We start from the raw sequence: 21757 nt of genomic DNA, 5'->3' as shown, positions 1-21757 counted from the left end.
TCCCCTCCCCCAGCCGGAATAGTCGGCCCTTCGTTTCACGTGAAACCGGATCGATGGTTGTTGCCCTGAGCCCTCGATCGCGGCCCCAGATTGTCATCACAATGGATCACCGATCTGATGTCGTCAGGCCTGAACAACCTGAACGTGTGGACCGCGCTGGCGTTGCCCGCCCTGGCCGGCCTCGGGTGGCCTGCGGACACCGACAAGAAGGTCGACCAGTCGATGGTCGTCAACATCAGCATGCCGCAACCGGCCGTCATGGATGTCGACCCACGCGAGGCTGGCAAGGTGCTGACCTTCGGCGCTGGCATCCGATGACCGACAACCCGCCAGCCCTCACTTCGACGGCCCTCACTTCGACGGCCCCCGATTGGGGCGTCGTCAACAACGGTCATGAAGGAAATAGCATCCGCACATGCACGTCGACATCGAAGGCGCCACCCGGATCGCCCGCCTCGCCGCAGAATTCGACTGGACCTGGGCCGTCGACGACCTGGAACCCTTCTGCGCACAAGCTGGATGGGAACTCGTCGAACTCCGGCAAGGTGGCGGCTCGATACGAACGAACCTTCATGTCAGCCGGCCGAAGGCGAGCATGTTCAGGCGCAACCGTTCGATGCACTACATCTCAATCTTCGTCTCGGACCTGGCAGATCTAGGTGTTCCCAAGGCAGAAGTGCGCCCGTTGCTGGTCGAGGGGTTCACGAACCTCGATGTGGCATTTACGGCACTCCTGGGGACAGCCACGAGCGCCGAACCGGGATCTGAGGCAACTATCCGGTGGGATCTGCCGAAAGCGGTCATTACACTGCACCGGGGTTTCAGTGCGATCCACGTCGCTCTGAAGAGTCCGAAGTATCAGGCATGGATGGATGAGCCGGAACCGGAGTACGAGGACTAGCGATCGAGGTCGGCGAGATCGCATCCGGTGCGGGAACAGGTTTGGGCGCTCCTCACACGAATCGGTCCACCCACATCGAATGGTGGCTAGTTACTAAGTGATTCGGGCGACTGGGAGGGTAGAGAGATCCTCATCCTCGTGGGCTTCGTTGCCACGCAAGGTCGATGATGCTGTTGTGGGCTTCGGGGTGAGATCGGCGGCAACTACATTGCCAAGGGAACCGGAATCGACCTCATCCACAAGGGCTCCGGTCAATACACTGCGGGCCGGGTCGGGGTAATCACGGGATCGCCCTGAGTTCGGTTGACTCGCCGGGTGTGCGCGATCGGCGTCGCGCCCAGACCTGCTGTTGGTGCCGGCACGAGGGAAGATCCGGGCTGTTTGAGGTGGGATGCCTTCGCGGTGCCCGGATCGTAATAGGCAGAGCGCAGGAATTCGTCCCGCGAATAGGGCAGCTCCCCTGCTCGACTGTGATCTTCCCGCCGACACCAGACTCCACGTCGAGGGCGAACTCTCCGATGCGCATCGGTTGGTGCGAAGCTCCTTGGATTGATTCTCGGTTTGTAATGCCAAGGCTCCGGTCTCCCGCAACAGGAGAATCAAGTCGACGGATGAATGGCTCGCAGCAACCGGCGATGAGATACCGAAGCTGTCCGGGACTTGGACTCGAAAATCATCCGCGTCTAGAACGGACTGGGTCAGACTGACCGAGTCCGTCCGGCTGTCCGACGGCAGCAATTTTCGGCAACCCTTTTCGTTGAAAATTGCCCATTTTGAGTCAGAATTCCATCCATGTAACTACCCATGGCAGTTTCGTCACTGTGATGATACTAAGAATTGCGCTGCTATCGGCATTCGGCCGGCCGGCTATGTTTCACGTGAAACGCGTCAGAATTGGAAGATTTATCAGCGCGATGTTTCACGTGGAACGTGAACCCCTCCCCTCCCCTGCTTGAATTTTGGGCCGAATACTTCCCAAAGATTGAACGAGTCGGCAGACTCACAGCGAGTCGGTATGCAGAAGCGAACACATGTCGGCTCCAGAGCGGATAATGATTTCGGTCTTGATTGTTGATTTCGCGGTTTACGCGGGAGGATGTTTCACGTGGAACAGAATGGTGCGGCGTCGGTTGACTGGGACGAACAAGAGACTGCGCGCGCAGTGTTCGGTGACAGATATGAGATCGCGGAACGGTATTACCAATCCCTCGCGACGGATGGTGTCGAGCGCGGCCTGATTGGTCCCCGTGAAGTCCCTCGGCTGTGGGAGCGCCACCTTCTCAATTGCGCCGTTATCGGTGAGTTGATCGCCGAAGGCGAGTCGGTTGTGGACGTTGGAAGCGGCGCCGGCCTACCCGGTATCCCTCTCGCAATCGCCCGCCCGGACTTGAAGGTGACTCTGGTCGAACCGTTGCTTCGACGCTCGGTGTACCTCGCGGAGTTCATCGAGTCCAACGGATTGGACGTCTTGGTTGTCCGAGGGCGAGCCGAGGAATCGGGTGTCGTGAAGGAAGCGGGCGGCGCGGACGTGGTCACCTCGCGCGCTGTGGCGCCCCTCGAGAAGCTCGCGCGTTGGTCCCTTCCACTCATCCACGAGCACGGTCGGATGCTCGCACTCAAGGGTTCGAGTGCCGCCGAGGAGATCGAGCGGGACCGTACGGCGCTCACGAAGTTGGGCGCAGGTAAGTTGGAAATACTCGAATGTGGAGCCAAGATTCTCCGCACCCCCACCGTGGTGGTGAAGGCCGAACGTCTCCCGAAGCGTCGCCAGCGTTGATGATTTACACGCATGCAATCGAGAGCAATGTACAGATGATGAGAGCACCTAGTGATCGATTCCCAATCGAAGGAGCAGTCAATGTCGGGTCGATCTGAATCCGCCGTTTCACGTGAAACACCGAAGCAGCAAACGAGCGCGGGTGCGGATCAGATCGTCAACGACGACGACAATTTCACCGCCCCCTATGCGGCGATCTCTTCGGAGGAGACTCCCATCGGGGCCGCCGCACATCGAGCGAGCCAGGTGCTTCATCCCCATTCGGTGACACTGCCGAAGCCGGCGTTCCGCCGCGTGATCACCATCGCCAACCAGAAGGGTGGCGTCGGTAAGACGACGACCACAGTGAACCTTGCGTCGGCGCTCGCACTTCAAGGCCTCACGGTCCTGGTGGTCGATTTGGACCCTCAGGGCAACGCCAGCACGGCTCTGGGTGTCGTCCATACCTCGGGCACCCCCTCCAGTTATGAGTTGCTCATAGGCGAAGTGAAGGCCCCGGAGGCGATCCAGACGAGCCCGCACAGTGAGCGGCTGCTCTGCATCCCCGCGACGATCGATCTGGCGGGCGCCGAGATCGAATTGGTCTCCATGGTTGCCCGCGAGAATCGACTCAAAGGCGCGCTCAACGACAAGGTGCTCGCGGAACTCGACGTCGACTTCGTCCTCATCGACTGCCCGCCTTCGCTGGGACTGCTGACCGTCAACGCGATGGTCGCTGCCAAGGAAGTTCTGATCCCGATCCAGTGCGAGTACTACGCCCTCGAGGGGGTCGGTCAGTTGCTCCGGAACATCGAACTCGTCCAGGCTCATCTGAACCCGGATCTGCATGTCTCCACCGTCCTTCTGACGATGTACGACGGGCGCACCAAGCTGGCCGACCAGGTCGCTGAAGAAGTACGCAAACACTTCGGTGAGGCCGTCTTGCGCGCTGTGATTCCGCGCAGCGTGAAGGTGTCCGAGGCTCCCGGATACGGGATGACAGTTCTCGATTACGACCCGGGTTCACGTGGCGCCATGAGTTACCTCGACGCCGGCCGTGAACTTGCCGCCCGCTCTGCCACCACGACGTCCCAGGAGCAGTGAGATGAGTCAAGCACGCAAGGGTGGATTGGGCCGAGGCTTGGCTGCTCTCATCCCCACTGGGCCGGCCACGGCGCCGGGTCTGGGATCGGCTGCAGCGGACGTCGTAATCGGCGTCGACAAGCGCAACCCCTCCCCTCCCCCACCGACCAAGGCGGCCCCGAAAACACCGAAAGCCACCAAGGCGACGGCCGCGAAGGCCCCTGTCGAAGCGGAGCCGGAGACAGAACTCGAACCGACCGGCGCGGTATATCTCGAGATCGAACCGAGCCTGATCGAGACGAACCCGAAGCAGCCCCGCAGCGTTTTCGACGAGGAAGCACTCGCGGAGTTGGTTCACTCGATCCGCGAGTTCGGCTTGATGCAGCCGATCGTGGTCCGTCGTCACGGTGACAAGTACCAACTTGTCATGGGTGAGCGTCGCTGGCGCGCGAGCCAGGAAGCCGGGCTGGAGAAGATTCCGGCGATCATTCGTGAAACAGATGACGACTCGATGCTGCGCGACGCGCTCCTCGAGAACATCCATCGAGTGCAGTTGAACCCCCTCGAGGAGGCAGCGGCGTATCAGCAGCTGCTCGAGGAGTTCGAAGTCACCCACGAAGAATTGGCTAATCGGATCGGACGTTCGCGTCCCGTCGTGACCAACATGATTCGTCTGCTGAAGCTGCCGGTGGCGGTTCAGCGTCGCGTTGCGGCCGGTGTACTTTCGGCCGGCCATGCGCGCGCACTGTTGTCCCTCGAGGCGGGTGCCGACGCTCAGGAAGTCATGGCGGCGCGCATCGTCGCCGAAGGAATGTCGGTTCGTGCAACGGAGGAAGCAGTCACTCTCGCCAATCGGGCGGATAATGAGATCGCTCCCCAGCAGAAGCGGAAGCCGATCGTGATGCCGGGTCTGCAGGATGTGGCCGAGCGGTTGTCGGACTCGTTCGACACCCGGGTGACTGTCAGTCTGGGCAAGCGGAAGGGAAAGATTGTGGTCGAATTCGGCTCGGTCGACGACCTGCAACGCATCGTCGGGATGATGGAAGCACAGAAATCCACGTAGTGAACTCGGAAGCCCGTTTGGTGACGTAATGACGATGAACGGGCACACCACCTATTTTCGTCACTGTGACAAATCTAGGTGGTCCGAGCTTCTCGAAATCTTGAACCGGGACGAAAGATGTTGAACAGCAATACATTAAAGCGATCAACTCTCGTGCCACTGCCGACTTGTCGCAGCTGGCCTATCCTGGAGAAGAAAAAAGCGGCGGGCGAGCATCAAAACCGCTTCGGGGACCTACGGAGAGTGAGTTAGTCAGTGTCGACTCACGTCATCACCTCGCTCACGCTCGACACCCTCGATCAGCTTTCCGCCCATGCACGTCGTTGCGTGTTCTGGGAGATGGATCCGGGCGCGCTTCACGACGCCCGAGGATTCTGCGATCAGGAATTCGAGAAGGAAGCATGGCTGTCGATGGTCATGCTCGAGTGGGGTTCGTGCGGACAGGTCGCCGTCCGAGACGGAAAGCCGCTTGGTAGTGCGTTGTACGCCCCTCCCCGCACGATCCCGCGCGCGCAGCTGTTTCCGACCAGTCCGGTCAGTTCGGACGCAGTGCTCCTGACAAGCCTTCGGCTCGAGCCTTCGGGCATCGAAGAAGAACTTGGGCCGAGCCTGCTGGCCGCTGTCGTGACAGATCTCGTTCGACGCGGAGTTCGTGCGCTCGAGGCGTTCGGTATCCGCAGCGACGGCCTGGGACCCGCGTCCGACGTGGCCAGCGCAACCGCAGCTTTGGAATGTTCACCCGCAGAATGCATGATCAGTGCCGAGTTCCTCGAGGACTACGGTTTCGAGGTCGTGGCTCCGCACCATCGTTATCCGCGGCTTCGTCTCGAGCTCAATCGAGACCACGAATGGAAAGTCGACGTCGAAGAAGCCCTCGACCGTCTACTGAAGGCCGCAGCTCTCGAAATGGTGGAGATCAGCGAGCTCGCCAGAGTGTGAGCAGGTGCCGACCGCAGGACCTACGAAATGCGGTCGGCTACCGAAAGTTCTTCTGCGAGAAGCTCGGCGAAGGTGAAGGTACCGGTCGGCTGATCATCTTGGCCCAACAGATACAGCCGCTTGACCGAGATCAAAATGGCTTCGGCGATGGTGTCACGCATCCGCGGATTCGTCAGTACCGCAACGTCGGACGCGTTGGACAGGTAGCCGAGATCGATCTGCACCGTCGGCATGTTGGTCAGGCGCAACAACTCCCACGTGCGTCCGTGAGTTCTGCAGTCCCGCAACGGGGTTCGCGCAACGATCTCGCGCTGAACGAATCCGGTCAACACCTGCCCGATCATCGAGACCGAACCGTGCGAGTTACCGAAGTGGAAGCTCGCGACACCGTTTGCCGACGGGCTCGAGTTGCTGTCGCAACGCAAGGAGATCATGAGATCGGCGTCGAACGCGTTGGACGTCAGTGCGCGCTCGGCCTCGGTCGGATCGGCGTTGTGCGGGCGGGAGAGGAAAGTTTCCATCCCGGTTGCCGCCATCCGTCCCTCGAGGCGCATGGCCAGATCCCAGAGGATGTCGGCTTCGGAGATGCCGTTGACGATGTTGCCGGTGGACGGCCCACCGAGGCCTGGATCGATGACGATGCGCTTGCCGCCCAGCTGCGGGCCCTTGCGCCTCACCAGCTCCTCTTCGCTGATGGCGTGCGGGGAACCACCGGTGACGCGGGTTCCCAACAGGTCCAGCGAACGCAGTGTCTGCGGACCGCAGATACCGTCGGCGGCGATCCCGATTTCACGCTGGAAAGACGAGAGAGATTCGTGGGTCTGCGGGCCGAAGAAACCGTCGACCCGACCCGCATAGAAGCCGAGGTCCTGCAATTTTGCCTGCAGAGCTGCGACGTCGTCGCCGTACAGCGGCGCGGACAGCTGGTAGATCAACGTACGGGCACCCAGGCGGTACGAGGCCTCACGAAGTGAGCGATACGTTGCCGGACCCACAATGCCGTCGACGAGGAGCCCACGCTGCTGCTGGAAGGCGCGAACGGCGCTGTCGAGTTGATGATCGAAGATGGCGTCGGGTGCAACCCAGTGGGCACCGTCGGCGCTTTCACGTCGAATGCCGGAAGTTCCGTGATGGAGGTATCCCAGCTTCGTCAATGTGCCCCGAATCTCGGCGACGGCCGGGCCGTGATCGCCGTGTCGGAGTCTGTGCATGCGTGAAAGCCTCTCGGATCGGTTAACGAATTCGATCGATGTGCCTGGTCGTAGACCCGATCAGGCACATCGATCGATTATCTCAGAAATTCTGTGGATTGCGAGAATCCATGATGCTCAACTAGCCGTCAGAGAACGTCTGCGAGGTCCTTGAGCAGTGCAGCCTTGCCCTTGGCGCCGACGATCGTCTTGATCGGCTTGCCGTCCTTGAACAGGATCATCGTCGGGATCGACATGACCTGGAAATCGCGGGCGGCCGCCGGGTTGGCGTCGATGTCGAGCTTCGCGACGGTCAGCTTCTCGCTGTTCTCACCGGCGATCTCCTCGAGGACCGGGGCGACCATCTTGCACGGGCCGCACCAGGTTGCCCAGAAATCGACCAGAACGGGCTTGTCGCTGCCCAGGACGTCCTGCTTGAAGGAATCGTCGGTGATGGTGACGGTATTCGACACTGTTACTCCTCGAGGGTTGGGTACGACAGCTTGATAAATCAGGGAGCGCCGACGGTGGCATTGTCGGCTACGCCTTCGACGTCGACCGTGTGGCCGGCAGCGTCGAGCGTGTTGGCGGTGATGTCGCCACGATCGGCCAGCCAGCGTTCGGCGTCGATTGCTGCGGAGCATCCGGTGCCGGCAGCGGTGATCGCCTGACGGTACGTGTGATCGACCAGGTCACCGGCAGCGAAGACGCCGTCGACGGACGTCGCGGTAGAACCGGGAGCGACGCGCACGTATCCGGCGTCGTCGAGATCGACCTGGCCCTTGACGAGCTCACTGCGCGGGTCGTGGCCGATGGCGACGAACATGCCGGTGATCTCGAGGGTGGAGGTCTCACCGGTGACGGTGTCACGCACGAGCAGGCCGGCGACACTGTTCTCACCGAGCACCTCGACGGGCTCCGTATTGGTCAGGAAGCGGATCTTCTCGTTCGCCTTGGCGCGCTCGAGCATGATCCGTGAGGCGCGGAACTCCTCGCGGCGGTGCACCAGGGTGACCGAGCGAGCGAAACGGGTCAAAAAGGTTGCCTCTTCCATCGCGGAGTCGCCGCCGCCGACCACGACGATGTCCTGGTCGCGGAAGAAGAAGCCGTCGCAGGTGGCGCAGGCGCTGACGCCGCGGCCGAGGAGACGCTCTTCGCCGGGAATCCCCAGGTAACGCGCTGCCGCGCCCATCGCGAGGATGATCGCGTGTGCGGCGTACGTTTCGCCGTTCGCGACGACCGTCTTGATCGGGCCGCTCAGGTCGATTTCCTCGACGTCCTCGGTGCGGATGTCGGTGTCGAAGCGCAGTGCCTGCTCACGCATCTGTTCCATCAGGTCCGGGCCCATGATTCCCTCACGGAATCCGGGGAAGTTCTCGACCTCGGTGGTGGTCATGAGGGCGCCACCGAACTGGGTTCCCTCGAAGAGCACGGGCTGGAGTTCAGCACGCGCGGTGTAGACACCAGCGGTGTAACCGGCCGGTCCGGAACCGACAATGATGACGTCATGGACCGCGGGCGTGTTTTCCAGCTGGGTGGTCATGCGAGCCTTCCAATAGTGAGTGCAGACCCTCCGCTTCTTGGAGAGCCGTACCGATCAACACCAGGATAAGGGGTGTTGTTCCCGCACTCGGTTGGAAAGTGGCTCACAGTCCGCAGCTCACAGTGTGGGACTCACTGGGCGGGGCGTGCTGCCTCCCGAACCACAAGCGCGTCCCGAACCACACAGCGCGTGCCGGTGTAGATGGTGGGCATGCACTTGTTGCAGTGAATGCACAGACCCTCGACGGCGCTCTCGGCTTGGAATTTGTTGACCAGTTGCGGGTCCCTGAGGAGCGCACGCGCCATGGCGACGAACTCGAACCCTTCATCCAGTGCGTGCTCGATGGTGTCGACGCGGTTGATGCCGCCGAGCAGGATCAGCGGCATCTTCAGCGCTTGCCGGAACTGGCGAGCGAAGGGAAGGAAGAATCCCTCCTCGAACGGGTACGTCGGAAAGAGTTTGGGGCCGTAGAACTTGAGCCCGTACCCGACGAGCTTGGGTTGGGAGGCAACAAATTCTGCGAGTGGTACCTCACCGCGGAAGAAGTACATTCCGTTGAGAAGTGAACTGCCACCGGTCAATTGCATCGCGTCAAGATGACCGTCGTCCTCGAGGATCTGTGCGATCGGCAGGCTCTGGTCGAGCCACAGACCCTTCGGAACCCCGTCGGACATGTTGAATTTCGCGGTGACCGCCACGGTGGATCCAGCAGCTCGTCGCACCGCTTCGATGACTCGACGCGGATACTCCGCGCGCTTGGCGACGCTGCCGCCGTATCGATCATGGCGTTTGTTCAAATTGGGGCTCATGAATGAACTGAGTAGGTAGTTGTGACCGAGATGGACCTCGATGGCGTCGAATCCCGCATCCACGGCGACGCGGGCGGTCCGTTCGAAGTCGGCGACAACACCGTCGAGTTCGGCAAGTGTCGCGCCTTTGACGAGGCCCATTGCCGGCGGACTCAGCCGGGTCGACGGCGCCAGAGTCTTCGTCTTGTTGGAGAGAGTGTTGGCGACCAGTCCCGCGTGGCCGATCTGCGCCGCGGCCAGTGCGCCTTCGGCGTGGACGGCATCGGTCAGTCTGCGCAACCCAGGTAGTGCGCGTTCGTCCATGACAAGGGTGTCGCGGTGCACTCGTCCACCCGGTGAGACAGCGCAGTAGGCGACGGTGGTCATCGCGGCTCCGCCGCGGGCCACTTCGGCGTGAAAGTTGATCAGATCGTCGGAGACCGCTCCCCTGGGCATGACGCCCTCGAAAGTGGCAGCTTTGACAATGCGGTTGCGCAAGGTCAGAGGGCCGAGACGTGCGGGTTCGAATATCGACGGTGTGGGCGCTGTGGTCATTTTCTGCTTCCTGCGACGGCCTGATCATTACGATGCCAGTGGACTCGTATGTACGACGATATAGCGCCTTCTCCCAATCTGTCCGACAATTCGACACGATGAATGCCACAGGATCAGGTCGCCCACGAGACCCACGCATCGACGACACAGTTCTCGAGGTCACCCGAGCGATGCTCCTGGAGGTCGGTTGGGAGCAACTGAGCCTCCGGGCGATCGCGGCACGGGCAGGGGTCAGTCGGGCCTCGATGTCGCGGCGATGGCCGTCGAAGGCGCACCTCGTGCTCGGATCGATCCTGGGCGCGACACCTGACCTGACGCCGTTCGAGGGCACCGATCGCGACGGCTGGATCCGTTGGGTGGTGGAGGGAAGTGCCCAACTCTTCTCGCGGCCCGAGGTTCGCGCCGCGTCGCCGGGACTGCTGGCAGCATTGCGCGACCATGACGATCTGCGCAACGAATTGTGGCGCGGGTTCAGTGGGCCGAGTACGCAACTCTTCCTTCAGAACGCCGAAGATCCCGAATCGGCGCTGCTCGACGCCAAGGCCGTGCTGGTTTTGGCGGCCGGAGCAGCGATGTTCTCGAGTCTGATAGCGGTCGAGGACGATACGGATGCGTTGCGCGGGAGAATTCTCGAACTCCTGCTACCCGCCGCAACGCCGCGCTGACCGTCGACCTCAGCCGATGTTCTTGACCGACAACGTATTCGGATTGCCCTCGCTGCAGTCGGTGCCGACAGTCAAAGCAGTGATCTGACGCGGTTGCGATCCTGCGAAGAGTAAGACTATCGCCGGTGCCTCGTCGATGCGAACCTCACCCGAACCGAGCAGGGGCCTGCCCTCGTCGATGTCGTTGGCACGTAGGCAGCCGGCCAGTTTGGACGGATCATCCAGTGGTCCAAGATTTTTGGATCCGATGAGTGAGAGCAGCGACACCGAATCCGGATCGTCGACAGCCGACGTCGCCGGTGTGCTCGGTTGAGCGACAACGCTTTCGGCAGGTTCGGAATCTCGGGTTCCGATCACAACGATCACGAAAGCCACCGCTACGGCTGCAGCGGCACCGAGAACCCACGTTTGTGGGCGCCGCCGGAACGGCACGACGGTTGTCTCTGCAGGCGGATCGACGTGGCTGGACTGTGATTCGAGTGCCGAATTGATCTGCTCAGCAAGCGAATTCGGGATCCGGTCGTGAGGGGTCTCGCGTGAGTTCAGTGCCGCAAGCGAAGCTGTGACGCCGTCGAGAGTGGTGACAAATGCATGGGCGGCGGGGTCGGCGTGTACCAGCGGCCACAGCAATGCACTGGTTTCGGAATCGAGAACCCCGGCGTGAAGATCCGCCAAGAGGTCTTCCGAAAACGGAGGAGACGGAACGCGGACAGACGGATCTGTCATGAACCCTCCCTCGGCAGTCGGTGTGGACGCTTACAAGATAGGACGCGGCCGGTTCACGAATGGTTCCCGCCTTCGCGAAAGTCCTCCAACTGGGCGGCGAGGCGCTTTCGGGCGCGGGCGCAGCGACTCTTCACGGTCCCTACGGGCACTCCCAATCTTTCGGCGGCCTCGGCTACCGGATACCCCTCGACATCGACGGCGACGACGGCAGCACGCTGCTCAGGGGGCAGCGATGCCAGTGCCTGTTCGACGGTCAGGCTCATGTCCACTGTCGCTGCGTAGTCGCGGTGATCTCGAGGTTCCTCCGCATTCTCGGAAGACAGAGAGAACGCGGCCCGTGATTTGTTGCGTCGGATCCGGTCAAGGCAGGCATTGACCACGATGGTGTGGAGCCAGCTTCGCACCGCCGCGTCGCCGCGGAACTTCGCCGCCTTGCGGTGCGCGGACAGCAGACCCTCCTGGAGCGCGTCTGCCGCGTCCTCGTCCGAGTAGCTCGTACGCCGGGCAACGTGCCATAGATGATCCTGATGCCGGGTCAGAAGTTCACGGAACGCATGCCGATCGCCTGCCACATGAGCAGTCAACAATTCGAAATCCGTCGTCTCGAGATTTGTGTTCTCGAAACTTCTGGATTCGAATTTTCCGGCTCCGCCCCCGGTGCCCCCCCGATAACTGTGCACGGGCGGATATTAGCCCAGTCGGTAGGTTTCAGACGGGCCAAGGGCGATCACTTTGCAGCAGTGAATGCAATCTCCGAGATGGATGTCTGGTTTTGTCCGGATTCGGTGCTGAGCTGCGTAATCCAAACCAGGACATACTGACCCGAGCCGTCCGACGAGAGCGGAATGTCGGTCACACCGTTCTTCAGTACACCGGATCCGATTTCCTTGGTCTGATCCAGCGAAGTATTCGCAGAAGGGGCAGAACGGATTTCAACGACGGTTCCGGGCGAATCAGACGTGATCGCAATGTTCTTCAGGTTGGCCGCATCGGCGAGCGTCACCATCAGGCCGACGCCGTTCTTCAGTGACGGGAAGGGCTGGAAGTACGAGTCCGACGACCATGCGGTGGCTGGATTGCCGTCGATGGCGTTCTTGGCCGTCGCCGGCTGGTCCGGCGTGCCCTGGGGTGAGAACACCGTTACGGCCGAGGCGGCTACCGGCACGGTTGCCGCCGCCGGTGCGGGCGCGGGTGAATTGTTCTCGGGCGCAGTGGCTTCGGTGGTCAATCCGAAACTCTGCTCGCTGAGCGGGGTGTCGTTACTGCCGCCCGAGAGGAAGCTCGCAACCCACACCACAAGGAGAATCAGGACGATCACGGTGAAGACGCCGAGCGCCGTCAGTGCCGCGAGCATCCGCGTCGACTTCTTCTTCTCGGCCTCGATGGCTTCCGGGTCGTTCAGTGCATGACCCGACGCTCCCTGTTCGCGGTGGCCGAGACGAAGTGCCGGAATCATTTCCGTCTTGTCGTTGACGACGGACGCCTGATCGAGGATGTGCTGCACGGTGGCAGCTGTGCGGATTCCACTCTCCGACTGCAAGGCTCGAACCGCGACGGCCGAGATGTCGAACGGGACCTCCGGACGGACGACCCGAGGTTCGACGATGTTGCCGTCGGCGCCGCGGCCGGCGGGAAGCAGACCACCGACGGGACCGGCGGACGGTTCGGCGAGCGGCCAGCGTGCCGTGATGAGCGAGTACAGCATGGCGCCGAGGCCGCGGACGTCGCTGGTGGAATCGGCGTCGGCAAGCGTCGCCGGGAACGCCAGTACGGCGTCACCGTTGATGCTGATGCGAACGCGGTCAGGGTGATCGATGGACAGCGCACCGCCGGTACGGTGAGCGGCCTCGGCAGCGGCCGCGAGGGCGCGGATGGCGCGCGCTGCACCGATCGGCGACGGCGTCGTCTCGGCCATTTCACGCAGCGAGCGACCGGGAGTCCATTCGGCGACGACGATTCCGCCCGAGCTTCCGCGGACGACGTCGAGGACGCGAGCCAGACCGGGCGAGTTGATTCGTCCCAGGCGCAGAGTGCGTGAAAGAACTGCCTGCGGTCCGGACTGGCTGTCGTCGTCGCCGCGCTGATCGGCGTCGACGAACGTCAGGGCTACTTCACGGTCGAGCTTGACGTCGAGAGCTTCCCAGAACTGAAGCCCGCGGGTTCCGCCGTGCGGGGCGAGCAGACGGTAGCGTCCGCCGGCGACAGATGCGCCGGGGATGAGCTTGGGTCCACGGGGCATCGGTCGCTGTGCCGGTCGTGATGCGGATCCGGCGGCAGACGAACGAGGCGCAGCGGGCGGAGTCTGAGCGGCAGCCGTCTTCGGAGATTCGGGTGCCTTCTTGTCCGGAGCAGGCGTCTTCGGTGCGGGTGTCTTCGACACAGGTGCTGAAGGTGCCTTCGACACGGGCGCCGAAGGTGTCTTGGACACGCTGACCGGAGGCACCGGCGGAGCGGCCTTCTGCACCGGCTGCTGTGGCTTCTGGACCGGCCGCTGGGCAGGCTGCTGTGGCTTCTGACCCTGCTGTGGCTTCTGACCCTGCTGCGGCTTCTGGCCGACAGATGCGGAGGAACTCGTGGATGCAGGTGTGCCCGACGATGCCGTTGACTTCTGTTCGGACGCTTTCACGGCAGAAGTCCCGGCACTCTTGTTGCCGGAAACGTTGTCGTCGCTCACCCTCGCTCCTTCTCCATCGATAGCCCGTCCCCGAATACGCGCGGGTTGCGATCCTGTACGCCCATGACCAGGGTACGGGAGCGCACCCGGTCGTTCTTGCTCGTTTGATTCCGTTCTGATTGCAGGAATCAGCTCGGTGACGTCGTCGTCGGTGTTGTTACGTGTGTCCGGTTCGGCGCGACCTGTCAGTGAACGAATCTTGCGGGAGACCGCAACCGTTACCGACAGAACTTCCGGAACCTTCTTGAAGTACAGAATCGTGAAGGTGATCGCGAGCATCAGGATGCCGCCGACGGCGACGCGAACCATCGAGCCGGGTCCGCCGAAACGCTCGGTGAGTTGATCGAATCCGAGGACTCGGTCGACCGCGAGCATGGTCAGCGAACCGGCCAGCGAGGCGAGTACGACGGACCAGACCGTCTTGCCCACGTTGGCCATCTGCAGGTTTCCGAGGCTGCGGTGCAGGAGGTATCCGCCGATGACGGCGCCGGTGATGTAGCCGAGGCCGTTGGCCGCACCGAGCAGGATCACGACCTGATCGCTGTTGGAGGCGAAGACCGGAGCCAGTGCCGAGAAAGCGATCTTCACTGCAGTGATGCCGAGAACGATCCACGTCGGCGTCCAGGCCTGTTCGCGGGCGTAGAACACTCGAAGTTGGATCAGGACCAGCGCGTACGGAATCAACGTGAACGCCGACCAGCTCACGGCGGTACCGAGTCGTTCGGCCTGTTCGGGTCCGAAGCGGCCGTAACCGTAGAGCGCTTCACCGACCTGCGGACCCATGAAGGTCAGGAACATGATGATCGGAACCAGCGTGATCATGGTCAGACGCGTCGCGACCGACAGATCGTCCACGACGGCCGGGGTGTCGTCGGCTGCTGCGTTGCGGCTCAGGCGCGGCATGATCGCCGTCAGAACCGTCACTCCGAGCACGCCGTACGGGAGCTGCAGGAGCAACCAGGCTTGGCTGTAGATGGCAGGGCCGGCTTCGTCGGCATGTGAGGAAATCTTGGTCGCGAAGATCATGCCCATCTGGCTGATCAAGACGTACAAGACGATGGCGACGGCCATGCCGCCGAACTGGCGCAGGCGATCGTCGAGGCCCCACAGCGGCTTGAGTGAGATCTTCTCGCGGCGAAGCGCGGGGATCAGGCTGGCGGCCTGCACGATGACGCCGATGGTGATGCCGATACCGAGGGTGAGCAGTTTTGCATCGCCCATCGAGACCGGATTCAGCGAGATCTCACCCGGAGTCAGGCGATAGACCACGAGCACCACGAGGACGACGACATTGTTGAGTACGGGAGCCCAGGCTCCGGGCTTGAAGATCTGCCTGGTGTTCAGAAACGCTGTGAACAGTGCCGACAGCCCGTAGAACAGGATCGCCGGCAGAAGCAGATACGACAGCGCGGTGGTCAGGTCGGTGCTGACCTTGCCGTCTTCGGACAGGAAGACGTATTTGGTGAGTACGGGTGCTGCCAGGGTCGCGAGCAGCGCGGCCATACCGAGTAGGACAAGCGACGCGGTGAAGAGGCGTCGGACAAACGCTTCGCCGTGATCGGTGTCCTCCCGTTCGGCGCGAACCAGCACGGGAACGACGATGGCGGTCAGCACGGCGCCCAGAACCAGTTCCGCGATCATGTTCGGGATCTGGCTGGCGACGGTGAACGAACTGGCGATGGCGGGGCCGAGGACCATCAGGATCATCAACTGCTTGGCGAACCCAGTGATGCGGCTCGTCAGCGTCGCAATCGCGATGGAACCGGTTGCCGCGAGGAGTCGAGAGTTGGTCTCCTTGCGCTCCCCGACCTGGACATGGGCGTCGGTGTCGAACTCGTCCGACGTGGTCGTCTGCCGGTCGGCGAATTCCATCTCGGCTTCGCGGTACCGGGGGTAGTCGCGGATCACCGGGATGGTCATGGTGGGTGCGTCGTCGAAACGTGCGTCCGGGTTGACCGGCTGAATCGGGTAGCCGCGCTCCCACGGTGGCATCCGAGGATGCGAACGGGTCGTGGCACTCTTGCGGGTGATCGCCGAGCGGCGACCCTCCTCGGGTGGATTCCCGGTCATGAGCGTTCGTACCCTTCATCTGCTGGGTCCGGCTGACCCTTGAATCGATGCCACAGCCGTCGCCCTGCCAGGAACAGCAGCAACCCTCCCGCTGTCGCCGTCACGGCGGCCAGGGGACGACCGTACGCATTCGACCGTACGGTCACGCTGGTCGGCGTACCCAATTGGCGGCCATCTGTCGTGGTCAGTGAGAAGTTGACTTCCAGCTTGCGAGAATCGTTCATTTCCGCGGGCACAGTCAACTGTCGGCTACCTCGCGGCGGCAGCTGTTTGGGACCGATGTCACTGATCTGCATCTCGGGTGGGGCTTCCACACGCAGGTCGACGTTGATGGCGATGGGCAGCTCGTTGCGCGCGACCAGCAGGAGCGGACTCTGCCCCGACGCGAGTGTGTAGACGCCGCCCGGCGACACGACACTGACGGCCCGGTACATCCCGTCGACGGCTTCGGTGACGTTGTCGGCGCGGATGGTCGCAGCGCGCTCCGCCCGATTGACCGAAGCGGAGTCGACGTTGCGGCGATCGGCCAAGGTCATCGAGCGGAGTAGATCTTCGCGGAGCGGCGCCGTGAATCCCCGGGGGGTGAGCGAAGCCGCCGGATCGTCCACCAGCGATGCTTCGAGCCCGTCGATACGCGGAAGTTGGGTGGTTGCGGTCTCGACGACGGACGTCTGCGGACCGTCCTGGGTAGCCCGGTCCGGGTAGTCGAGAGTTGCGGCGTCCGTCGCGCCCGGTTGTCTGCCGAGCAGCGCCGGCAGGGCCTGAGGTGAGGCGAGCCCGGACCGGATGAGGGTCGCGAGCATCGAGAGCACCGCCGTGGCGTCGTTGCTGTCGGCGGTCCACAGTTGCGGCGGCGCGAAGATCTGATTGCGCGGCAGCGACGTCGGCGTCAGCGCGGCCCAGGCCATCGCTCCCAGCGCGTCCTGACGCCGGGCGCTGCGCGATTCGATGTCGATGGTCGGCGCGGTGTCGTCGGGGATGTACGACGGGACCTGCGGCTCCGAGCCGGTGGCGGCCAAGGCTGCGGCTGCCGAGGTGTCGAAGGCAAGCGCGTCGAGTGAGCCGGTTATCCGCGACGACAGCTGCGGGGCCGCCGAGTCGACGGAGGTGTCAGCCACCATCGCTGTGGTGGGATTCACGCTCAGCACCTCTGCAGTGGCCGAGTCGAGGACACCCGAATCGGGCCAGACGAAATCTCGCAACGAGGTCACGCCGAGGATGTTGTCGACGATGTCCGCCGGGCGTGCGAGCGCGGTAGCCGTCAACTCCGGATTGGCCACCGAGGTGACCGCGGCGAGATCGGCCTGCGCGAAGGGAACCGCCGTCGTGCACATCGAGGAGGCGAGCGTCTTCACCCGGCCGAGCCACTGGTTGGCGGCGTCGCTGCCGCGGCCTTCGTGCGACGGCCCGGTGGGGTCGGACGAGTTGTCGGCGACGAGGTATCCGCGAGTCATGTTCTCGACGGTGATCAGAAGGTCGGGGTCGATTGCCAGGCAGAGTGCATCCGTGACGCGGCGATCGGTATCGCTTTCGGGTTTGGTGGCGTTCTCCACCGCATCGACCAACGCGTCCAGACGTCCGCCGTCGGAAAGTTCGGTGGCAAGTTCGTCGTCGGTCAGACGTACGGGCTCGTTGACCGCGCCGGGGATTCCGCCGACGAGTCGGGGAGCGTCGGCCAGCGGCCACATGAGCGTGACGCCGATCGGGGCGGATGTGTCGGGGGGAACGACGGCCGTGGCGGACGAACTGGGGGTTCCGGCTGTGGCGTTCGATTCGGCTGCGGCCGGCACACCGAGGACGGGGAGCAGGAAGCGTGCGTCGTCGAGTCGGGCGGCACCGCCGTACTCCGGGGTCCCGTTCACGTTGACGAGCATCGGGTAGACGCCGGGTTCGGTGATGTCGAGGGACAACCCGGTTGTGCTCCGGAGCGGCAGGGTGAGCGTGAACTGCTTGGACTGGCCGGTGTCGAGGGTGGTGGCGACGGTGTCGAATTCGCCGACCGTGTCGAAAACAGCCTGGTCGAAATCGAGTGCTGCGCGCACGTCCGAACTGGAGTCGATCGCGGGAGCGCGCTGCAGCCTCACTCCGACGTCCTCGACGGGACGGTCACCGACGTTCTTCACCGTGCCCTTGACCACGACGTTGCGGTCGCTGGTGGTCGTCACCGTGGTCGGTGCGGTGGAGTCGATGGTCAGTTGCAGAAATTTGGCATCGTTGGTGTTTCGCGCCGGTGCGCGCTCACTGGGCTGGCTGGCCGGTGCTGGACCTGCGACGGCCGTCGTTGCAGGCCCGAAACCGACAGCGGCCATCACCAGAGCGGCCACACCGGCCCGCCGCAGAGCCATTCTCATCCGGCGTCCGGTTCCTTCGGGTGCTGTGTTCGCAGAATCTCAGGTCGCTGCATTTCAGGTCGCTGGATTTCAGGTCTCGGCATCTCGGCGATCATCTGCGACGCGAGTTCTGCGAGTTTGCGCTCGTCGGCGTACGCGAGCCGCGAGTGCAGTTCCGTCAGCGGCACCCAGGCGACTTCGGTGACCTCGATGTCCTCGTCGGAGAGTTCACCGCCGAGAAAGCGGAGGAGATAGTGGTGCACGGTCTTGTGGACGCGTCGACCTTCGGTCACGAACCAGTAGTCGATACTGCCCAGCGGCGCCAGGACGGTTCCCTGGATACCGGTTTCTTCTTCGACCTCACGCATCGCGGTCTGCTCGGCGGTCTCACCCTGCTCGATATGGCCCTTGGGTAGCGACCAGAGCAGGCGTCCGCGCCGGTCGGTTCGGCCGATCAGTGCAGCGCAGAGGCGTTCCGGGGGTCCGCCCCAGCCATCGACGACCAAGCCGCCCGCAGAAGTTTCGCGGACGGTTCGCATCAAAGGTTTATCGGGGTTGCCGACGGCAGGTCGACGCCGCGGGTTGCGGCGACTCCTGTTTGTTCGTTCGGCACCAGACACCTCATCGATACTAGTTGGCCTTGCAGCGTTGCCCGGTAACCCGCGCAAAGCGGTCTATCGCGTTCGTATGCGCGTTCTGCTATTTGCGCACCTTAAGTAAGCTCCTTTCACGTGACTGTCCCTACCTCCGACGCTGATCGCCGCCTACGACTGCTTGCCGACGCCACTGCAACGCTCGGCACGTTGTCCGACGTGTTGAACCCGCTCGGTGAGCGTTTTGCTGCGGCCGGTCACGAGCTGTTCCTGGTGGGTGGCAGTGTTCGCGACGCGATTCTCGGCCGCTTCAGTGGTGATCTGGACTTCACGACGGACGCCAGGCCGGAGAAGGTGCAGGCTCTGCTCAAGGGCTGGGTGGACAAGCAGTGGGACACCGGCATCGAGTTCGGGACCATCAGCGCCATCAAGCACGGCCAGGAGATCGAGATCACGACCTTCCGGGCCGACGCTTACGACCGTGTCTCGCGTAACCCGATAGTCGAGTACGGCACGACGTTGGCCGACGATCTGGTGCGCCGCGATTTCACCGTCAACGCGATGGCCATGAAGATCGGCGCGGACGGTTCCTACACTTTTGTCGATCCACTGAACGGCATGGACGCTCTGCTGGCCGGAGAGCTCGATACGCCGTCGGCGCCGGAAAACTCGTTCAACGACGATCCGTTGCGGATGCTGCGCGCAGCCCGGTTCGTCTCGCAGCTTGGTTTCACGTTGAACAATCGCGTTTTCGAGGCCATCAAGGAGATGGCGTCGCAGATCGAGCGAATCACCGCCGAGCGCGTGCAGGTGGAGCTGAACAAACTGATGCTGGGCATGTACCCGGTGGACGGCATCAACATGATGGTCGACTCCGGGCTGGCCGCGTACGTGCTGCCGGAGGTTCCGCAGATGAAGCTCGAGATCGACGAGCATCACCAGCACAAGGACGTCTACCAGCACTCCCTCACGGTGCTCCAGCAGGCGATCGATCTCGAAGAAGGCGACCCGGACCTCGTATTGCGTTGGGCCGCACTGCTTCACGACATCGGAAAGCCGGATACCAAGCGCAACGAGCCAGGCGGTGGCGTCAGCTTCCACCACCACGAGGTGGTCGGTGCCAAGCTGGTGCGCAAGCGCATGCGTGCCTTGAAGTTCTCGAAGCAGATGGTCGACGACGTTTCGCAGCTCGTGTTCCTGCACTTGCGTTTTCACGGCTACGGCAAGGGGCAGTGGACCGACTCGGCTGTGCGGCGGTACGTCACCGACGCGGGCGAGCTGCTCCCCCGGCTGCACAAGCTCGTCCGGGCGGACTGCACCACGCGTAACAAGCGCCGCGCCGCGCAGTTGCAGGCCACGTACGACGACATCGAAGAGCGGATCGGGCGCATCGCGGAGCAGGAAGACCTTGCTCGGGTGCGTCCGGACCTCGACGGTAACGCCATCATGGAACTGCTGAACATCCCGGCGGGCCCGCAGGTGGGCAAGGCATGGACGTTCCTCAAGGAACTGCGTCTGGATCGCGGCCCGCTCGATCGTGACGAGGCCGAAGCCGAACTGCTGAAGTGGTGGGCTACCCAGCAGGGGTAGTTTCTCGTTTCTTGCGGTTGATCAGCACCGCTGACAAGCCCGCGGCATAGACGCCGGCACCGGCAATGGCCAGGCCGACGCTCTTGCCGTCGGGTGCGATCACCGTCGACGCTGCCGCGATCGCACCGATGAACGCGACGTTGAACACGGTGTCCTGCAAGGCGAATACCTGGCCACGACGGTCGTCGTCGATGTCGATCTGCATGGCCGCGTCGCCGCTGAGTTTCACGGACTGCCCGGCGATGCCGAGCAGGAACGCAGCGATCAGCAGCGATCCCTGAGTCAGGGTGGTCACGAAGACGAGCTGGACGAGAACCGCGCACGCCAGGGCGTAGGTGATCGTCCGTGAGCGGCCGATCCGCGGGATCAGGAACGGTGTGATCAATGCCGCGATCAGCATTCCGATTGCCGTTGCGCCGACTGCGACGCCGAATCCGGCCATCCCTCCAGGCAATTGGGAGCCGTTCGAGGTGTCGCGTAGGACCAGCACCATGATGAGGGTGTTGATGCCGAAGCAGATGCGGTGCGCTCCGATTCCGATCATTGCCGTGGTGACGCCGGGCGCCTCCCAGACTGCGGTTGCACCGGTTCGCAGTCCGGCTGTTACCGAACGAACGGCGCTGGCACGGACCACTTCGTCGGCCACCGGACCAAGTGAGCGGGCGGTGAACCTGGCCGCGGCGAGGGCAGCGATCACCGATCCCAGTGCTGCGACGGCCACAGCTGCGCCTGACGCTCGATCGCCCGCGCCGATCACACCGATGATCGCCACCGCTGCCGAAGCGCCCAGGGCGGCCACCACCGAACCAGCCGTTGTGAGAACGGAATTGGTGGCCACCAGCCACGATTGTCGGACGACCTTCGGTAGGGCTGCAGATACGCCTGCCCCGACAAAGCGGCTGACTCCGATGGCAGCCAGTGCGCACGTCAACAAAAGTGTGTCGCCACCACCGGCAACCAGCAGCACCGCGGTGGTCAGGATGAAGAGCCCGCGGAGCACGCTCGCCCACAGGAGCACCAGTCGGCGGTCCCAGCGATCCAGCAGAGCTCCGGCAAAGGGCCCGATCACCGAATAGGGAAGGAGCAGTACGGCAAAGCCGGCCGCTATCGCCACCGGATCGGTTTCGCGTTCCGGGTTGAAGAGAATTGCGCCACCGAGCGCGGCCTGGAACATTCCGTCGCCGAACTGGCTGGAAAAGCGGACCAGCGCCAGCCTTCCGAGGCCGGGTGATTCACGCAGGGTGTGCAGTACGCGCTGCCAGGCCTCGCGGCGGTTCGAGGCTCGGTTCAT

At 63.1% G+C, this 21757-nt stretch carries 18 protein-coding genes; 8 read left to right on the top strand and 10 right to left on the bottom strand.

Annotation, left to right across the window (positions count from 1 at the left end):
* Positions 1 to 117: 117 nt before the first annotated feature.
* The 6 genes from ACFT1A_RS00335 to ACFT1A_RS00310 all read left to right on the top strand — a co-directional run bounded on the left by ACFT1A_RS00335 (position 118) and on the right by ACFT1A_RS00310 (position 5742).
* A complete protein-coding gene (locus tag ACFT1A_RS00335; protein ID WP_378445261.1) occupies positions 118 to 318 on the top strand; it encodes a hypothetical protein in 201 nt (66 codons plus the stop codon).
* Between the two features lie 97 nt (positions 319 to 415).
* On the top strand, positions 416 to 901 hold the full coding sequence (locus ACFT1A_RS00330) for a DUF6301 family protein (RefSeq protein WP_378445259.1): 486 nt from the start codon (positions 416 to 418) through the stop codon (positions 899 to 901).
* A 1096-nt stretch (positions 902 to 1997) separates the two neighbouring features.
* Positions 1998 to 2678, top strand: a complete 681-nt coding sequence (rsmG, locus tag ACFT1A_RS00325) for a 16S rRNA (guanine(527)-N(7))-methyltransferase RsmG (RefSeq protein WP_019746204.1) — start codon at positions 1998 to 2000, stop codon at positions 2676 to 2678.
* Between the two features lie 81 nt (positions 2679 to 2759).
* Positions 2760 to 3761: a ParA family protein gene (locus ACFT1A_RS00320; RefSeq protein WP_378445257.1), complete on the top strand. Its 1002-nt coding sequence runs from the start codon at positions 2760 to 2762 to the stop codon at positions 3759 to 3761.
* Position 3762: 1 nt separating this feature from the next.
* Positions 3763 to 4803 carry a ParB/RepB/Spo0J family partition protein gene (locus ACFT1A_RS00315; RefSeq protein ID WP_097386590.1) on the top strand — a complete coding sequence of 347 codons (1041 nt, stop codon included), beginning with the start codon at positions 3763 to 3765 and terminating at the stop codon, positions 4801 to 4803.
* Positions 4804 to 5058: 255 nt separating this feature from the next.
* Positions 5059 to 5742: a GNAT family N-acetyltransferase gene (locus tag ACFT1A_RS00310; RefSeq protein WP_283305626.1), complete on the top strand. Its 684-nt coding sequence runs from the start codon at positions 5059 to 5061 to the stop codon at positions 5740 to 5742.
* 20 nt (positions 5743 to 5762) lie between these two features.
* Here the strand turns inward: ACFT1A_RS00310 and ACFT1A_RS00305 are convergent, their stop codons facing one another.
* The 4 genes from ACFT1A_RS00305 to nox all read right to left on the bottom strand — a co-directional run bounded on the left by ACFT1A_RS00305 (position 5763) and on the right by nox (position 9818).
* Positions 5763 to 6953, bottom strand: coding sequence for an N-acetylmuramoyl-L-alanine amidase (locus ACFT1A_RS00305; RefSeq protein ID WP_378445254.1), 1191 nt, complete (start codon positions 6951 to 6953; stop codon positions 5763 to 5765).
* A 128-nt stretch (positions 6954 to 7081) separates the two neighbouring features.
* Positions 7082 to 7405: a thioredoxin gene (trxA, locus tag ACFT1A_RS00300; RefSeq protein WP_003942530.1), complete on the bottom strand. Its 324-nt coding sequence runs from the start codon at positions 7403 to 7405 to the stop codon at positions 7082 to 7084.
* Positions 7406 to 7443: 38 nt separating this feature from the next.
* Positions 7444 to 8475: a thioredoxin-disulfide reductase gene (gene trxB / locus ACFT1A_RS00295; protein ID WP_378445252.1), complete on the bottom strand. Its 1032-nt coding sequence runs from the start codon at positions 8473 to 8475 to the stop codon at positions 7444 to 7446.
* 131 nt (positions 8476 to 8606) lie between these two features.
* Positions 8607 to 9818 carry a 4,4'-dithiodibutanoate disulfide reductase gene (nox, locus tag ACFT1A_RS00290; protein ID WP_378445250.1) on the bottom strand — a complete coding sequence of 404 codons (1212 nt, stop codon included), beginning with the start codon at positions 9816 to 9818 and terminating at the stop codon, positions 8607 to 8609.
* 98 nt (positions 9819 to 9916) lie between these two features.
* Here nox and ACFT1A_RS00285 point away from each other — a divergent pair, with 98 nt between their 5' ends.
* The gene (locus ACFT1A_RS00285; RefSeq protein WP_020909857.1) at positions 9917 to 10483 is read left to right on the top strand and encodes a helix-turn-helix domain-containing protein; all 567 of its coding nucleotides are present in this window, start codon (positions 9917 to 9919) and stop codon (positions 10481 to 10483) included.
* A gap of 9 nt (positions 10484 to 10492) precedes the next feature.
* Here ACFT1A_RS00285 and ACFT1A_RS00280 read toward each other — a convergent pair whose 3' ends face one another.
* The 5 genes from ACFT1A_RS00280 to ACFT1A_RS00260 are packed head-to-tail and all read right to left on the bottom strand — an operon-like array spanning position 10493 to position 18822.
* The gene (locus ACFT1A_RS00280; RefSeq protein ID WP_378445248.1) at positions 10493 to 11209 is read right to left on the bottom strand and encodes a hypothetical protein; all 717 of its coding nucleotides are present in this window, start codon (positions 11207 to 11209) and stop codon (positions 10493 to 10495) included.
* Between the two features lie 53 nt (positions 11210 to 11262).
* Complete coding sequence (gene sigM, locus ACFT1A_RS00275; RefSeq protein ID WP_378445246.1) at positions 11263 to 11889, bottom strand: RNA polymerase sigma factor SigM; 627 nt, start codon at positions 11887 to 11889, stop codon at positions 11263 to 11265.
* A 47-nt stretch (positions 11890 to 11936) separates the two neighbouring features.
* Positions 11937 to 15953, bottom strand: coding sequence for a lipid II flippase MurJ (locus ACFT1A_RS00270; protein ID WP_378445244.1), 4017 nt, complete (start codon positions 15951 to 15953; stop codon positions 11937 to 11939).
* Positions 15950 to 18304, bottom strand: a complete 2355-nt coding sequence (locus tag ACFT1A_RS00265) for a DUF6049 family protein (protein WP_378445242.1) — start codon at positions 18302 to 18304, stop codon at positions 15950 to 15952. The genes ACFT1A_RS00270 and ACFT1A_RS00265 overlap by 4 nt, the downstream gene beginning before the upstream one ends.
* Positions 18301 to 18822, bottom strand: coding sequence for an NUDIX hydrolase (locus tag ACFT1A_RS00260; protein ID WP_378445240.1), 522 nt, complete (start codon positions 18820 to 18822; stop codon positions 18301 to 18303). The genes ACFT1A_RS00265 and ACFT1A_RS00260 overlap by 4 nt, the downstream gene beginning before the upstream one ends.
* 192 nt (positions 18823 to 19014) lie before the next feature.
* Between ACFT1A_RS00260 and ACFT1A_RS00255 the strand changes: the two genes are divergently transcribed.
* Positions 19015 to 20466 (top strand): CCA tRNA nucleotidyltransferase, encoded by a 1452-nt coding sequence (locus ACFT1A_RS00255; RefSeq protein WP_378445238.1) that lies wholly within the window; start codon positions 19015 to 19017, stop codon positions 20464 to 20466.
* Here the strand turns inward: ACFT1A_RS00255 and ACFT1A_RS00250 are convergent.
* Entirely contained in the window at positions 20450 to 21757 is a 1308-nt protein-coding gene (locus ACFT1A_RS00250) for an MFS transporter (RefSeq protein ID WP_378445236.1), read from the bottom strand. The two genes, ACFT1A_RS00255 and ACFT1A_RS00250, sit on opposite strands and share 17 nt — an antisense overlap.

This window comes from Rhodococcus sp. NPDC057135 (assembly GCF_042670865.1).
GTDB lineage: Bacteria > Actinomycetota > Actinomycetes > Mycobacteriales > Mycobacteriaceae > Rhodococcus_F.
Note: the sequence above shows the minus strand (reverse complement) of the source record. Positions and strands in the feature narration are given on the sequence as shown.

Excerpts from the sequence above, each read along its gene's own strand:
- ACFT1A_RS00250 (WP_378445236.1), bottom strand. The coding sequence starts at position 21,757 with ATGAACCGAGCCTCGAACCGCCGCGAGGCCTGGCAGCGCGTACTGCAC.
- ACFT1A_RS00315 (WP_097386590.1), top strand. The coding sequence starts at position 3,763 with ATGAGTCAAGCACGCAAGGGTGGATTGGGCCGAGGCTTGGCTGCTCTC.
- ACFT1A_RS00285 (WP_020909857.1), top strand. The coding sequence starts at position 9,917 with ATGAATGCCACAGGATCAGGTCGCCCACGAGACCCACGCATCGACGAC.
- ACFT1A_RS00330 (WP_378445259.1), top strand. The coding sequence starts at position 416 with ATGCACGTCGACATCGAAGGCGCCACCCGGATCGCCCGCCTCGCCGCA.
- ACFT1A_RS00280 (WP_378445248.1), bottom strand. The coding sequence starts at position 11,209 with ATGACAGATCCGTCTGTCCGCGTTCCGTCTCCTCCGTTTTCGGAAGAC.
- ACFT1A_RS00265 (WP_378445242.1), bottom strand. The coding sequence starts at position 18,304 with ATGAGAATGGCTCTGCGGCGGGCCGGTGTGGCCGCTCTGGTGATGGCC.
- ACFT1A_RS00335 (WP_378445261.1), top strand. The coding sequence starts at position 118 with ATGTCGTCAGGCCTGAACAACCTGAACGTGTGGACCGCGCTGGCGTTG.
- nox (WP_378445250.1), bottom strand. The coding sequence starts at position 9,818 with ATGACCACAGCGCCCACACCGTCGATATTCGAACCCGCACGTCTCGGC.
- ACFT1A_RS00270 (WP_378445244.1), bottom strand. The coding sequence starts at position 15,953 with ATGACCGGGAATCCACCCGAGGAGGGTCGCCGCTCGGCGATCACCCGC.
- trxB (WP_378445252.1), bottom strand. The coding sequence starts at position 8,475 with ATGACCACCCAGCTGGAAAACACGCCCGCGGTCCATGACGTCATCATT.
- ACFT1A_RS00305 (WP_378445254.1), bottom strand. The coding sequence starts at position 6,953 with ATGCACAGACTCCGACACGGCGATCACGGCCCGGCCGTCGCCGAGATT.
- ACFT1A_RS00260 (WP_378445240.1), bottom strand. The coding sequence starts at position 18,822 with ATGCGAACCGTCCGCGAAACTTCTGCGGGCGGCTTGGTCGTCGATGGC.
- rsmG (WP_019746204.1), top strand. The coding sequence starts at position 1,998 with ATGTTTCACGTGGAACAGAATGGTGCGGCGTCGGTTGACTGGGACGAA.
- ACFT1A_RS00320 (WP_378445257.1), top strand. The coding sequence starts at position 2,760 with ATGTCGGGTCGATCTGAATCCGCCGTTTCACGTGAAACACCGAAGCAG.